This window comes from Spirillospora sp. CA-108201 (assembly GCF_050936235.1).
GTDB lineage: Bacteria > Actinomycetota > Actinomycetes > Streptosporangiales > Streptosporangiaceae > Spirillospora.
This window is the reverse complement of the sequence record NZ_JBNJNE010000001.1, coordinates 2,733,770-2,747,170: the sequence shown is the minus strand read 5'-3', so window position 1 is coordinate 2,747,170 and position 13,401 is coordinate 2,733,770. Positions and strand designations below refer to the sequence as shown.

The 13,401-nt window shown below is 73.2% G+C and carries 12 protein-coding genes; 5 read left to right on the top strand and 7 right to left on the bottom strand.

Going from position 1 to position 13,401, the window contains the following annotated elements; genetic code table 11:
* The first annotated feature begins 57 nt into the window (after positions 1–57).
* Both ACQEU6_RS13405 and ACQEU6_RS13400 read left to right on the top strand, forming a co-directional pair.
* Complete coding sequence (locus ACQEU6_RS13405) at positions 58–576, top strand: YbaK/EbsC family protein (protein WP_499331898.1); 519 nt, start codon at positions 58–60, stop codon at positions 574–576.
* A gap of 31 nt (positions 577–607) precedes the next feature.
* Positions 608–1,210 carry an HDIG domain-containing metalloprotein gene (locus ACQEU6_RS13400; protein WP_499331896.1) on the top strand — a complete coding sequence of 201 codons (603 nt, stop codon included), beginning with the start codon at positions 608–610 and terminating at the stop codon, positions 1,208–1,210.
* Here ACQEU6_RS13400 and ACQEU6_RS13395 read toward each other — a convergent pair.
* Both ACQEU6_RS13395 and ACQEU6_RS13390 read right to left on the bottom strand, forming a co-directional pair.
* On the bottom strand, positions 1,174–2,277 hold the full coding sequence (locus ACQEU6_RS13395) for an FAD-binding protein (RefSeq protein ID WP_499331894.1): 1,104 nt from the start codon (positions 2,275–2,277) through the stop codon (positions 1,174–1,176). The genes ACQEU6_RS13400 and ACQEU6_RS13395 overlap by 37 nt on opposite strands.
* A gap of 55 nt (positions 2,278–2,332) precedes the next feature.
* Entirely contained in the window at positions 2,333–2,812 is a 480-nt protein-coding gene (locus ACQEU6_RS13390) for a MarR family winged helix-turn-helix transcriptional regulator (RefSeq protein ID WP_499331892.1), read from the bottom strand.
* 345 nt (positions 2,813–3,157) lie between these two features.
* Between ACQEU6_RS13390 and ACQEU6_RS13385 the strand changes: the two genes are divergently transcribed.
* A complete protein-coding gene (locus tag ACQEU6_RS13385; protein WP_499331889.1) occupies positions 3,158–4,564 on the top strand; it encodes an alpha,alpha-trehalose-phosphate synthase (UDP-forming) in 1,407 nt (468 codons plus the stop codon).
* Here ACQEU6_RS13385 and ACQEU6_RS13380 read toward each other — a convergent pair.
* Complete coding sequence (locus ACQEU6_RS13380) at positions 4,545–5,171, bottom strand: ATP-binding protein (protein ID WP_499331887.1); 627 nt, start codon at positions 5,169–5,171, stop codon at positions 4,545–4,547. The genes ACQEU6_RS13385 and ACQEU6_RS13380 overlap by 20 nt on opposite strands.
* Positions 5,172–5,366: 195 nt before the next feature.
* On the opposite strand from ACQEU6_RS13380, the gene ACQEU6_RS13375 reads away from it, so the two are divergent.
* Complete coding sequence (locus ACQEU6_RS13375) at positions 5,367–5,597, top strand: DUF397 domain-containing protein (RefSeq protein WP_499331885.1); 231 nt, start codon at positions 5,367–5,369, stop codon at positions 5,595–5,597.
* Positions 5,598–5,655: 58 nt separating this feature from the next.
* Positions 5,656–7,191: an acyl-CoA synthetase gene (locus ACQEU6_RS13370; RefSeq protein WP_499331883.1), complete on the top strand. Its 1,536-nt coding sequence runs from the start codon at positions 5,656–5,658 to the stop codon at positions 7,189–7,191.
* A 76-nt stretch (positions 7,192–7,267) separates the two neighbouring features.
* Here ACQEU6_RS13370 and ACQEU6_RS13365 read toward each other — a convergent pair whose 3' ends face one another.
* From ACQEU6_RS13365 to ACQEU6_RS13350, 4 genes are all read right to left on the bottom strand, one after another.
* Positions 7,268–8,803, bottom strand: coding sequence for a DHA2 family efflux MFS transporter permease subunit (locus ACQEU6_RS13365; RefSeq protein WP_499331880.1), 1,536 nt, complete (start codon positions 8,801–8,803; stop codon positions 7,268–7,270).
* Between the two features lie 315 nt (positions 8,804–9,118).
* On the bottom strand, positions 9,119–9,451 hold the full coding sequence (locus ACQEU6_RS13360; RefSeq protein ID WP_499331878.1) for a TfoX/Sxy family protein: 333 nt from the start codon (positions 9,449–9,451) through the stop codon (positions 9,119–9,121).
* A gap of 108 nt (positions 9,452–9,559) precedes the next feature.
* Positions 9,560–11,395: a WD40 repeat domain-containing serine/threonine protein kinase gene (locus ACQEU6_RS13355; protein WP_499331876.1), complete on the bottom strand. Its 1,836-nt coding sequence runs from the start codon at positions 11,393–11,395 to the stop codon at positions 9,560–9,562.
* Positions 11,396–11,398: 3 nt separating this feature from the next.
* Complete coding sequence (locus ACQEU6_RS13350) at positions 11,399–13,372, bottom strand: WD40 repeat domain-containing serine/threonine protein kinase (protein ID WP_499331875.1); 1,974 nt, start codon at positions 13,370–13,372, stop codon at positions 11,399–11,401.
* Positions 13,373–13,401: the final 29 nt, after the last annotated feature.

The window sequence follows — 13,401 nt, the reverse complement described above, 5'->3', positions numbered from 1 at the left end:
GCGTTCCCGGCGTCAAGACCGTGGGAGGGTGGGGGCATCACGAGAGGGGGACGAGACATGGTCGGCACGCTCGACTGGGGACCGGCGAACGAACGGCCCGACCTGCTGGCGGATCCGGTGGCCGCGGCGATCGGGGGCCTTCCCGGCGCGCGGGCGGCCGAGATCGACCCGGACCTCGCCGACACGGCCGCCTTCTGCGAGCGCTACGGCGTCCCCCTCGACGTCAGCGCCAACTGCGTGGTGGTCGCCGCCAAGCGCGGCGGCGCGGTCGCCCACGCCGCCTGCATGGTCCTCGCGACCGGCCGCGCCGACGTCAACGGCGTGGTCCGCAAGCACCTGGGGGCCCGGAAGGTCTCCTTCGCGCCGATGGCCGACGCCACGTCCCTGACCGGCATGGAGTACGGGGGCATCACCCCGGTCGGCCTCCCCGCGGGCTGGCCGCTCCTCGTCGACGAGGCCGTCGCCGCCGCCCCGCACGTCGTCATCGGCAGCGGCCTGCGCAGGTCGAAGATCCTCCTTCCGGGCGAGGCCCTCGCGGGGCTCCCCGGGGCGGAGGTCGTCGCCCTGGCGCAGTGAGGGCGGGGCCGGAAGGCGCTACCGTGCCCGGATGCCCTCCCCGATCCTGCGCCGCGCGCTGACCGAACCCGGGCTCCGGCCGCTGCCGGAGCGGGCCGCCCGCCTCCTGGAGGACCTCGACGCCCCGCCCCGCCTGGCCGCCCACCTGCGCGCCGTCCACGACGTCGCCGCCGAGCTGGTCGACTGGGCGCGCGAGCGCCGCCCCGGCCTCGCCGTGGACGCGGAGGCCGTGCTCTTCGGCGCGGCCACCCACGACATCGGCAAGGCGCTCCACCCGGCCGAGCTGTCCGGCCCCGGCGCCGAGCACGAGCGCGCCGGGCACGCCCTGCTCCGGGAGCGGGGCGTCGAGGAGCGGCTCGCGCGCTTCGCCCGCACCCACTCGTCCTGGGACGATCCCGGCATCGGCATCGACGACCTGCTCGTCAGCCTCGCCGACGAGATCTGGAAGGCCAAGCGCGTCCCCGGCCTCGAACAGCGGATCGTGGAGGTGCTCGCCGCCGCGTCCGGCCGGGCGGAATGGGAGGAGTTCATGGACCTCGACGACGTCTGCGACCGGATCGCCGCGGGGGCCGACGGGCGGCTCGCCTTCCAGTCGGCCTACCCCGTGGCCGGCGGGACCGAGTCGACCGCGTAGCGGACGCCGCCGACCGCCTCGGCGCGGTCGAGCAGGGCCCGGTTGGCGGCCAGCATGTCCGCGACGGACGCGCACCCGGGTGAGGCGGTGCGCAGGAGGCCGAACAGGACGGGGTCGTCCGGCGCCGCGAGCATCGGGACGCGGCCGACCCGCAACGCCTTGATCACGATGGCGCCCCCGAGGCCGAGATCCGCCGGGGTCATCCCGGCGACCGTCGCTCCGATCACCGCGGCGGCGGCGTGGCCGGGGAGCAGGACGATGCCCCACGGGTGCGGGCGCGCCCACTCGCCGAGCGCGATCAGCTCCCGCACGTCGGGTCCCAGCCGGTCGGCGAAGTCGGCGAAGGGGAGCTCCTCGGTCTCCGCCGTGCCGGGAGGGGGCTCGCCCGCTCCGTACAGCACGGCCTTGGCCTCGTACGCCCAGCCGGCCTCGGAGGGCTTGGCCTGGCCCGAGATGTGCTCGGCCGGCGTCTCGCGCTGGACGCGCAGGAGGTCCGCGGCGTCCCGGCACGGGACCGTGCAGCTCAGCACCCGCCTCGGCGCCGGGACGAGCCGCAGCGTCGCCGCGGTGATGACGCCGTGCCGGCCGAGCCCGCCGCGGACCGCGTCGAACACGTCCGGGCGGACGTCGGGGGAGCAGGTCAGCGGCTCCCCGTCCGCGACGACCTCCAGCGCGAGCACGTTGTCGGCCTGCGTCCCGTGCCGGTGGGACGTCCCGCCGACGCCGCCCGCGGAGATCGTCCCGCCGACCGTGACGTCGAGGTGGTCGGTCAGGACGGGCGGCGTCAGCCCGAGCGGCAGCGTCGCGGCCAGGACCGCGCGCCAGCTCGTCCCCGCGCCGACGACCGCGCGGTCCGGGCCGACCTCGCGCACGCCCGCCAGCCCGCCGAGGTCGAGCGAGACGCCCGAGGTCAGCGACTGCCCGTAGGTGGAGTGCCCGAGGCCGCGCGGCACCGCCTCCAGGCCCTGCGCGGCGGCCTCGCGGACCGCCGCCGCGGCCTCCCGCGCCGACGCCGGCCGGACGACCAGCGCGGGCGAGCGTTCGATGATCCCCCCGAAGTCGCGCAACGCGATGCTCCCCCCGCCGGTGGTCTCCGCCTCCGGTCACGTTAACCCGGCGGGCCTACCGGTGGCGCAGGCGGTCGGCGACGCGGCCGAGGGCGTCGCCGATCAGCTCGATCTCCTCCGGCGTGAGCACCTCGACGAAGGCCTCGCGGACGACGCGGCGGTGCCCCGGGCGGACCCGGCCGAGCGCCGCGGCGCCCTCGCCGGTCAGCTCCGCCCACACCGACCGGCGGTCGGACTCGCAGGCCGTACGCTTCACGAACCCGGCCCGCTCCAGCTGCGTGACCTGGTAGGTGAGCCGGCTCTTCGACACCATCACCTCGCGGGCGAGGTCGGACATCCGCAACCGGTTGCCGTCGGCGGACCGGAGCCGCACCAGCACCTCGAACCCGCCGTGCGCCGGCCCGCCGTCCCGCTTGAGCCGGCGCTCGATCTCGTGGTCGATCAGGTGGCCGGCCGTCAGGAACGCCGCCCACGCGCGCAACTCCCGCGGCCCGAGAGGGCCTTCCGCTCCGTCAGGGCCTCCCGCTCCGTCCATGCGGGTGATTGTAGTTTCGACCGGAAGGGGCGCACGGCGCCCCGCACCCCGCCGCCGTCGCGCGGGTCGCGGGGCCCCGGAGTGTGATCTGGGTAACTTTTTCTCCGGCCGCTTCGCGCCGCGTGACTCGCGGTTCGACAGGGGTCACCTGCCGGGAAAGGAATATGGCCCGATCCAATCCCGCCTCCGGACCGCCCCGCGCGCCTGACATCCCCTTTTCGGGTCTCGGGTACTTTGCGTCGAAATGACAAGATGTTCCTATTGGCCGTTTGTGGGCATGAGTGAGCGCTGAGAGTTCCTGGAGAGGCGGGTCGCAGAGTGTCGCGCGGTAGTGAGTTCGTTGTGGTGGCCAACCGGTTGCCGGTGGACCGGAACGTCGGAGCCGACGGCGTGCCGCGCTGGCGGCGCAGTCCGGGCGGACTGGTCAGCGCGATCGCCCCGGTGATGAGGCGCAGGAAGGGCACGTGGATCGGCTGGACGGGCGCGCCCGACGAGCAGCTGGAGCCGTTCGAGGAGGACGGCATGTCGCTGCACCCCATCGAGCAGTCCGCGCGGGAGGTCGAGCTCTACTACGAGGGCTTCTCGAACGCCACGCTGTGGCCGCTCTACCACGACGTCGTCGCCACGCCCGTCTACGACCGGGCGATGTGGGACGCCTACGTCGGCGTCAACCGGCGCTTCGCCGAGGCGGCGGCGAAGGTCGCCTCGAAGAACGCCATCGTCTGGGTGCAGGACTACCAGCTCCAGCTCGTCCCGCAGATGCTCCGCGAGCTGCGCCCCGACCTGCGGATCGGCTTCTTCCTCCACATCCCCTTCCCGCCGGTGGAGCTGTTCTGGCAGCTGCCGTGGCGGCGCCGGATCCTGGAGGGCCTCCTCGGCGCCGACCTGGTCGGCTTCCAGCTGCCCGGGGCGGCGGCGAACTTCGTGCGGCTCTGCCGGCGGCTACTGGACGCCCGCTTCTCCAAGCAGGACGTCTTCTGGGACGACCGCGTCGTGCGGGCCCGCGCCTTCCCCATCTCGGTGGACGTGGGAGAGCTCAACGACCTGATCGGGCGCGAGGACGTCCTGGAGCGGGCGCAGGAGATCCGCACCGACCTCGGCGACGCCACCGTGCTCCTCGGCGTCGACCGGCTCGACTACACCAAGGGCATCACGCAGCGGCTCCAGGCCTTCGGTGAGCTGGTCCACGAGGGCCACATCAAGCCGGGGCAGGCGGTGTTCGTGCAGATCGCGACGCCGAGCCGCGAGCGCGTCGAGCAGTACCAGCTGCTCCGGGAGGAGATCGAGCAGCTCGTCGGGCGGATCAACGGGGAGCACGGCGAGATCGGGTTTCCGGTCATCCACTACCTGCACAGCTCCTACGACCGCGCCGAGCTGGCCGCGCTGTACCTCGCGGCGGACGTGATGGTGGTGACCCCGCTGCGCGACGGCATGAACCTGGTCGCCAAGGAGTACGTGGCCTGCCGCAAGGACCTTCGGGGCGCGCTCGTGCTCAGCGAGTTCACCGGTGCCGCCGCCGAGCTGAAACGCGGCGCCTTCCAGGTCAACCCCTACGACATCGACGGCCTGAAGGGCACGCTGATGGCGGCGCTGGACGCCGAGCCCGCCGAGCAGGCGCGGCGGATGCGCGCCATGCGCCGCCGCGTGATCGAGCACGACGTGGACCGGTGGGCCCAGGAGTTCCTCAGCGAGCTGGAGAACCCGGCCCGCCCGGCCTCCGCCGAGCAGCTTCCTACCGCGCCGGAGGGCTGAACCGCAGGTCGAAGGCGGCCCAGACCGCCTTCCCGCCCGTCGCGAGGCGCGCCCAGCCCCAGGAGTCGCTGATCGCGCCGACGACGAGGAGGCCGCGGCCGCCCTCCGCGCAGCGGTCGGGCTCGGCCGACGCCGGCTCGGGCGCGCGGGCGCCCGGGTCGGTCACCGACACGACCAGCCGCCTCGCATGGCCGATCAGGACGAGCTGGATGGGGCACAGCGGCAGCGGCTGGGCGAGCCCCTCCAGGCCGTGCCGCAACGCGTTGGTCACCAGCTCCGACACGGCGACGACCACGTCTCCGGCGTCGCCTGCCAGTCCCCACGCGTCCAGGGTGACCTGGGTGAACTCGCGTGCGGACCGGGGGGCGGTGATCTCCGCCGGGAGCACCCGGCGGGCCGTGCGCGGCCTGCCCGCGTGCGGGGCCGGCCAGAGCCCGGCGAGGCCGGGCGTCGCGGCCGGGCCGTGGGCGGCCGCCGCGGGGGCGTTCGGGGCGAGCGTCATCGGCGGGGCGTCCGGCCAGGGCGTGTGGACGGCCGAGAAGTGCCGCGGCCGCCCGCCCCCCATGGCGGCGTGGGCTGCGACGTCGTCTGCCTGGTCAACGGTCATGGTCAAACCTCAGAGGCGTGCGGGTTGGTCACCGGCGAGCGTTCGCTATCTTGCTCCCCAAGTCGTGCAGATGCAAGACCGTCTGCATGAACCAATGCAAGAACGAATGCACGTGCATCTCGTACCATGGTGTGGGGTGGGGCGAGATCGCGGCCTTCCGGGACAGGGAGGCCGAGATGCCTAGAGGGGGCAAAGATGGACGGCCACCACATGTCGGACGTCCGGGGCGGCAGGCTCGTCTGGCAGAAGAGCCGGCGCAGCAACCCGTCCGGCAACTGCGTCGAGATGGCGGAACTCCCCACCGGGGAGATCGCCGTGCGCAACTCCAGAGACCCTGAGGGAGCGATCCTCGTCTACACGCGCGAAGAGGTGGAGGCGTTCGTCGGGGGAGCCAAGGACGGTGACTTCGACCACATGCTCGTCTGACCCGGCCGGCAAACCGAATGGGATTCCATTAGCCGGTCCGGCCAGGTAGGTTGCGGCCATGCACCTGGGGCAGATCGCCGCTCGGACGCCCGACAAGCCCGCCGTGGTGATGGCGGGCTCCGGGCGGGTCGTCACCTTCCGGGAACTGAACGAGGAGTCCAACCGGCTCGCGCAGCTGCTCCGCGCGGAGGGGCTGCGCCCGGGGGACCACGTCGCGTTCATGCTGGAGAACCATCCGCTCTACCTGGCCGTCGCCTGGGCCGCGCAGCGGTCCGGGCTGTACTACACCGCCATCAGCTCGCGCCTCCAGCCCGACGAGCTCGCCTACATCGCGGGCAACTGCGAGGCGAAGGCCTTCATCACCAGCGCCGCGATGGAGGCCGCCGCGCAGTCGCCGCCGGACGTGCCGCTGCGCCTGATGCTCGGCGGCACGGCCCCCGGCTACGCCTCCTACGAGGAGCGCGTCGCCCAGCATCCGCCCACGCCGATCGAGGACGAGTGCGAGGGCGCGGACATGCTCTACTCGTCCGGCACGACCGGCCGCCCCAAGGGCGTGAAACCGGCTCTGTCCAAGGCTCCGATGGGCGAGGGCGGGACGCTGTACCAGCTCCTGTCCTTCCTCTTCCAGCCCGACGCGGACTCGGTCTACCTCTCACCGGCGCCGCTCTACCACGCCGCCCCGCTGCGCTACTCGCTCAACTTCCACCGGTTCGGCGCCACCGTCGTCGTGATGGAGAAGTTCGACGCCGAGCAGGCCCTCGCCGCCATCGAGGAGCACGGCGTCACGCACAGCCAGTGGGTGCCGACCATGTTCATCCGGATGCTCAAGCTCCCGGAGGAGACCCGCGCCCGCTACGACCTGTCGTCGCTGCGCTGCGCGGTGCACGCCGCCGCGCCCTGCCCCGTCCCGGTCAAGGAGCAGATGATCGCCTGGTGGGGGCCGATCCTGCACGAGTACTACGCCGGCACCGAGGGGAACTGCTTCGTCTACACGAACTCCGAGGACTGGCTGGCCCACCGGGGCACCGTCGGACGCCCCATCCTCGGCGAGGTCCACGTCTGCGACGAGGACGGCCGGGAACTGCCGCCGGGGGAGCCCGGCACGCTCTACTTCGGCGACGGCCCCGCGTTCGAGTACCACGCGGACGAGGCGAGGACCGCCGCGTCCCGCGACCCCTGGGGGCACGGCTGGACCACCCTCGGCGACGTCGGCCGCGTGGACGGGGACGGGTTCCTCTACCTCACCGACCGCCGCGCCTACATGATCATCAGCGGCGGGGTGAACATCTACCCGCAGGAGGCGGAGAACGTCCTCGCGGTGCACCCGAAGGTCGCCGACGTCGCGGTGTTCGGCGTCCCGGACGCCGAGATGGGGGAGGCGGTCAAGGCGGTCGTCCAGCCGATGTCCCCCGGCGACGCGGGCCCCGCGCTGGAGGCCGAGCTGATCGCGTACTGCCGCGACCGGCTCGCCCACTACAAGTGCCCGCGCTCGGTGGACTTCCGCGCGGAGCTGCCCCGGCACCCGACCGGCAAGCTCTACAAGCGGCTGCTGAAGGACGAGTACTGGGCGGACGAGCGCCCTGCCACGGCCTGAGACGGCCCTGGACGACCGAAACCCCGGCCGGCCCCCACGAGGGGCCGACCGGGGTTTGGAACGCGCCAGGGACGCTCTAGTGCATCGGCATCGGCGCGTCGACCGCCGGGGCGTCCGGCTTCTTGCGCGGCAGCAGCAGCGCCGGCAGGAACGCCAGCAGCAGCAGCCCGGCCGAGTACCAGTAGGTGTGCTGGAACGCGGCGGCCATCGGCTCGGCGATCTTCTGCATGATCGCCGGCGGCACCTTCTCGGCGCTGCCGATCTCGCCGCCGCCCCCGCCCCCGAGCTCGGAGGCCAGCCGGTTGGCCAGCAGCACCGAGATCATCGCGGTGCCGATGGACGCGGACACCTGCTGGATGATGTTCAGCATCGTGGTCGCCCGCGGCACCTCGTCGTGGACGAGGGTCTGGATGGCGGCCGCCATGGTCGGCATCATCGTCATGCCCATGCCGAGGCCCATCACGAACAGGGTCCCGCCGAGGGCCCAGTAGGAGGTGTCGGCCTCCAGGATCGCGGCGAAGCCCGACACCGACAGGACCACGACGACCATGCCGGCCAGCACCACGCGGCCGGGGCCGACCCGGTCGGTCAGCTTGCCGCCGATCGGCATCGTGATCATCGCGCCGAGGCCCTGCGGGGCCAGCAGCAGGCCGGACTGGAGGGCGCCCTCGCCGCGCACGGTCTGGTAGTACAGCGGCAGCAGCAGCATCGCGCCCATGAAGGCGGCCATGAACAGCACCATCGTGCCGGACGCGGCCGCCACCGAGCGCCGCTTGAGCAGCCGCAGGTCGATCAGCGGGTTCTCGGCCTTCAGCGCGCGGACCACGAAGCCGAGCATCAGCACGGCGCCGACGGCCCAGAAGGCCAGCGACCCGGTCTTCAGGAAGTCCTTCATCTCCGCGCCCTTGGCCACGCCGTAGATCAGGGAGGCCAGGCCGGGGGACAGCAGGAGCAGCCCGATGACGTCGAGGCGCTCGGCCGGCTTCGGCTCGTCCTTCTTCAGGATCCGCGCCGCCAGCGTCAGCGCGACGATGCCGATCGGCAGGTTGATGAAGAAGATCCAGCGCCACGACACGTCGTCGACGAGGTAGCCGCCGATGATGGGGCCGAGGATCGGGCCGAGCAGCATCGGCACGCCGACGATGCTCATCACCTGGCCGACACGCTGCGGCCCCGCCGCCTGGGTCAGGATCGTCATGCCGGCCGGCATGATCATGCCGCCGCCCATGCCCTGCAGCACCCGGAAGGCGATCAGCGACTCGGCGGACCACGCCATCCCCGCCAGCATCGAACCGGCGACGAACAGCCCGATGGAGATCATGTAGAGGCGCTTGGTGCCGAACCGGGCCGAGGCCCAACCCGTGATCGGGATCACGGTGGCCAGCGCCAGGGTGTAGCCGGTCGCGACCCACTGGATCGTCGCCAGCGAGGTCTCGAACTCCTTCGCCAGGTCGTTGATCGCGACATTGACGACCGTCACGTCCAGGATGGACATGATCGCCCCGAGGACGACCACCATGGCCGTGGCGAGCACACCGCGGTCCAGTCCTCCTCCGGCGCCGGGTTCCTCCAGCGGGCCGTCCGCCACCTTGGGAGATGCGGGAGCGGTCAACTCTCTTCCAATCGTCAGGCCCGCATGCGGGCACGCGGGGGCCGTGGTCTCGTTGCTCAGGGGGTGTCAGGGCTCGCTCAGGGCTCACCTGGGTACTGCCGCAAAATACTGCAGCGACTGACACTTTCGCGAACGATTAAACTTCGGGCGCTCCGGGAGTATTCCGGCCGGGTCTGACAAATCCGCCCTGTTCCGCGCGGTCCGCGCCCCCGCCTCGACCGCGTCCGGGGCCGATCAAGTGTGACCGACGCGACATCCGAAGGCTCCCCGGCCCGCGCGCTCTGGACCGGGCGCCCGGCGGGCCGGTGTCCGAGACTACTTCGCAGGCAGGGACAGCGCGTAGGCGAGCCCCCGGTCCACCCATGCGGCCACGGCGGACGGCGTGGCGCAGGCTTCGGGCGACACCGTGATCCAGCCGCGCATCGGGTGGCCGCGCATGACCGTCGTGGCGGCGCCCGGCTCGGCCAGCACCGCCTCGTGGTCGTCGGGGGAGACCCGGATCATGAGTCCGCCCTCGTTCCTCACGACCACGGCCATGTTGCCGTTCACCATCCAGGCGACGCCGCCGAACATCCGCTTCGGGGTCGCGTCACGCCTCGCCCCGAGCAGGTCCTCCACGCGGCCGGCCAGTTCCTCGTCGTAGCTCACCCCGGCATCTTCCCTCCTCGGCCCGCACGCGTCCTCCGCGGCCTCGACCAGGGCCGAGCAGGCCGCCGCCGGCTGCCCGGCAGGTCGGGGCCCGCGCGCTTCCAGGCGTCAGGCGGAGCCGAAGGTCCAGAGGCGGGTGGTGCCGGCGCCGCTGGTCGTGGCGAAGCTCTGGCCGTCCGGGGCGAAGGCCACGGTCTGGTCCTCGTCGCTGTCCCCGGGGAGCGTTGCCGTGCTGCGGCCTGTCGGGACGTGCCAGAGACGGATGTTCTTCTCGTCGGCGGTGACGAGGGTGTTGCCGTCGGGACTGAACGCCATGGCATGGACCTCGCCGGCGAGGCCCTTGATGGTCTTCTTGAGCTTGCCGTCGTCCGCGTGCCGCAGTTCGAACCCGTAATAGCCGCCGGTGGACACCGCCATGGTCTTCCCGTCCGGACTGAACGCGAGGCACGGGACCCCCGTGGCGTAGAGCGGCGCGACCTCGGTGCCGTCGCCGTTCGAGGCGTTCCAGAGCGTGAAGCGGCCGGACAGGGACCGGTCGCCGGCGAGTTTCTTCCCGTCCGGGGAGAAGGCCAGCGTGTTGGCGGCGTAGTCGATCTTCATCGGAACGGTCCTGCCGGTGACGGTGTCCCAGATCTGGACGTACGGGGAGCCGCTCTCGCTGCTGACGGCGAGGGCCCGGCCGTCCGGGGCGAATCCGAGCGCCTTGGCGCCTCGCAGCCCGGAAGAGGTCTTGCGGATCCGCCCCGACGCCACGTCCCAGAGGTGGACGGTCCCGTCGCCGCCGCCTGTGGCGAGAGTCCCGGCGTCGGGAGTGAAGGACATCGGGCGCTTGTAGGTGTCGCCGGAGTTCTCGATCTCGCGGGTGGTGACCTGCGCGGTGGACAGGTCCCAGCGCAGGATCGAGGAGAAGCCCGCGCCCCACAGGGCCCGGCTGTCGGGGGAGAACACCAGGTCGAAGACCGCGACCTCCGTACTCGGGAGGCTGAAGCCGGTGGGGACGCCGGTCGGGGTCTTCGGCACGTTCCGCCTGGCCGCGGGCCCGGCCGAGGGCCAGAGCAGGACGGCCGGAACGGCGACGGCGGCGGTCGCCGCGGCGGCCGCTCCGCCGAACAGGAGGGCGCGGCGGGGGAGCCCGCGCGGTGGTGCGGTGCTCAACCCGGTCATGACCTCCTGGACGGACGGCCGCCGCGCGGGATCCTTCTCCAGGCAGCGGACGACCAGATCGAGCAGCTGCGGGTCGGTGAGGCCGGCCAGGTCCGGTGACGCGCCGACGATCTTGTGGACGATCGCCGGGATGGTCGGCGCGTCGAACGGGCCGCGGCCGAGCGCGGCGTAGGCGAGCACGCAGCCGAGCGCGAACACGTCGCTCGCCGGGCCGGTGGCGTCGGCGCGCACCTGCTCGGGCGACATGAACGAGAACGTGCCGACGACCGCGCCGGTCGAGGTCAGCGCGGTCGCGTCCGCGGCGCGGGCGATGCCGAAGTCGATGATCCGGGGGCCGTCCGGGGCCATGATGACGTTGCCGGGCTTGAGGTCGCGGTGCACCAGCCCGCACGCGTGGACGGCGGTGAGCCCCTCGGCGAGGCCCCGGCCCAGGGCGCGGAGCTCGGGCGGCGCGAGCGGCCCCTGGCGCAGCACGACCTGCCGCAGGGACGGACCGGGCACGAACGCGGTCACCATCCAGGGCGACGCGGCCTCCGGGTCGGCGTCGACCACCTGCGCGGTGTGGAACCCGCCGACCTTGCGGGCCGCCTCGACCTCGCGGGCGAACCGGCGGCGGAACCCCGGATCGGCGGCGTACTCGGCGCGGACGACCTTCACCGCGACCTTGCGCCCGCTCGGCGAGGAGCCGAGGAACACCTCGCCCATGCCGCCGGCGCCCAGCCGTCCCTCCAGCCGGTACGGGCCGACCTGGCGGGGGTCCTCACTGCGGAGCGGATCCAAGGGTCAGACCTTCCAGAGGGTCACGGTGCCGTCCGCCTTGGCGCCGCCCACGCCCATCACGGTCCGGCCGTCCGGGGTGAGGACGATCCGCTCGACGGACTGGGGGTGGCCGACGAGCGTCGCGGTGAGCACGCCGGTGGCGGCGTTCCAGATCCGGATGGTCCGGTCGGAGCACGCGCCGAGGACGGACGAGCCGTCCGGGGAGAACTTCGCGTCCTTGGCCGTCGCATCGCCCGTCCTGATGACGCGCAGGGCGCGGCGTGAGGCGACATCCCAGATCCGGACGGTCTTGTCCGCACCGCTGCTGGCCAGCCGTCTGCCATCGGAGCTGAACGCCACACCGGTGACGCTTTCGGTGTGGCCGGCGAGCTGCCCGCGCTTGCGGAGCGTACGGCTGTCGAGGAGCTGGACGGTGCTGCCGGGCGGCTTGTCGTAGTAGCCGTCCACGCCGGCCGCGACGAGCCTGCCGTCCGGGCTGTAGGCGACCGCATTGACGCCGCTGTGGCGGAGGTCGAACGACGCCAGCCTGCGGCCGGTGCCGGCGTCGAAGAGCTGGACGTCGGGGTTGGCGCCCGCGATCGTCCGGCCGTCGGGACTGTAGGCCAGCGAGTTCAGGCCGAACTCCCCGCTCCGCACGTTCACCTTGAGGCGGCCGGTGGCCGCGTCCCAGACGAGCAGGAGGCCGGGGGTGCTGCACGAGCCGGCCACGGACCGGCCGTCCGGGCTGAACGCCAGCGCGCTCACCCAGCCCGTCTTCTTGATCGTCCGCAGGACGCGTCCGGTGGCGACGTCCCACAGCGTGATCGTGGAGTCCAGGCCCCCGGCGGCGACGGTCCCGCCGTCGGCGGTGAGGGCGACCTCGCTGAGGCTCTTGACGTCGGTGGCGCTGAGCGACCTGCTGGGGGAGACCAGGCCCTTCGGACGTTGGGCGGGCGCGGGCGGCGCCGCGGCCCCCTTCCCGTCACCCCGGGTCAGGAGGATCCCGGCGGGGACGGCCACGGCGGCGGCCGCCGTGACGGCGCCCGCGCCGATGAGCAGCGCCCGGCGGCCGACGGCGACCTGCCCGGCGGGCGCGACGGTCGGGGCCTCCTGCTGCCGGGTCGCGACGCGTGTCGCGTTGGGGTGCGTGCTGACCGCGTCATCGGGCGGGGAGGACGTCGGCCGCGGCGTCGGGGCTTCGATGCTCTGCGGCGCGGTGATGAGGGCGTCCGGTGTGGGCCGCTGCCCGGGATCCTTGGCCAGGCACGCGGCGATCATGTTGGTCAGGTCGCCGGGCATCCCGGACAGGTCCGGTTCCTCGTGCAGGACGCGGTGGACGATCGCCGGGATGGACGTGGCGTCGAAGGGGCCGGCGCCGGTCGCGGCGTAGGCGAGGACGCAGCCGAGCGAGAACACGTCGCCGGGCGGACCGGGGACATCGCCGAGCACCTGTTCCGGCGACATGTAGGCGTAGGTGCCGACGACCACGTTGTGCGAGGTCAGCACGGTCGCGTCGGTCGCGAGGGCGATGCCGAAGTCGATGATCCGGGGCCCGTCCGCCGCCATGATGACGTTGCCGGGCTTGAGGTCGCGGTGCACCAGACCGCACGCGTGGATCGCGGCCAGGCCCTCCGCCAGCCCCGCCGCGAGCGCCCGGACATCGTCCGGATCGAGGGGCCCGCGCTCGGCGACCACCTCCCTGAGGGACGGCCCCGGGATGAACGCGGTCACCAGCCACGGCGCGTCGGCCTCCGGGTCGGCGTCGACGACCTGCGCGGTGTGGAACCCGCCGACCTTGCGGGCCGCCTCGACCTCGCGGGCGAACCGCCGCCGGAACCGCGCGTCCTCGGCATGCTCGGCGCGGATGACCTTGACGGCGACGCTGCGGGCGCCGGGCGAGGCCCCGAGGAACACCTGCCCCATGCCGCCGGCGCCGAGCCGGGCCTCCAGTTCGTACGGTCCGATCCGCCGGGGATCACCGGGATGGAGGGGTTCCATGTGCCACCCGTCGTTGGGCCTGCAAGCGT

What these genes read in the sequence shown, in the direction of transcription:
- ACQEU6_RS13375 (WP_499331885.1), top strand. Translation starts at nt 5,367, where the DNA reads ATGGACGGCCACCACATGTCGGACGTCCGGGGCGGCAGGCTCGTCTGG.
- ACQEU6_RS13350 (WP_499331875.1), bottom strand. Translation starts at nt 13,372, where the DNA reads ATGGAACCCCTCCATCCCGGTGATCCCCGGCGGATCGGACCGTACGAA.
- ACQEU6_RS13390 (WP_499331892.1), bottom strand. Translation starts at nt 2,812, where the DNA reads ATGGACGGAGCGGGAGGCCCTGACGGAGCGGAAGGCCCTCTCGGGCCG.
- ACQEU6_RS13400 (WP_499331896.1), top strand. Translation starts at nt 608, where the DNA reads ATGCCCTCCCCGATCCTGCGCCGCGCGCTGACCGAACCCGGGCTCCGG.
- ACQEU6_RS13370 (WP_499331883.1), top strand. Translation starts at nt 5,656, where the DNA reads ATGCACCTGGGGCAGATCGCCGCTCGGACGCCCGACAAGCCCGCCGTG.
- ACQEU6_RS13380 (WP_499331887.1), bottom strand. Translation starts at nt 5,171, where the DNA reads ATGACCGTTGACCAGGCAGACGACGTCGCAGCCCACGCCGCCATGGGG.
- ACQEU6_RS13405 (WP_499331898.1), top strand. Translation starts at nt 58, where the DNA reads ATGGTCGGCACGCTCGACTGGGGACCGGCGAACGAACGGCCCGACCTG.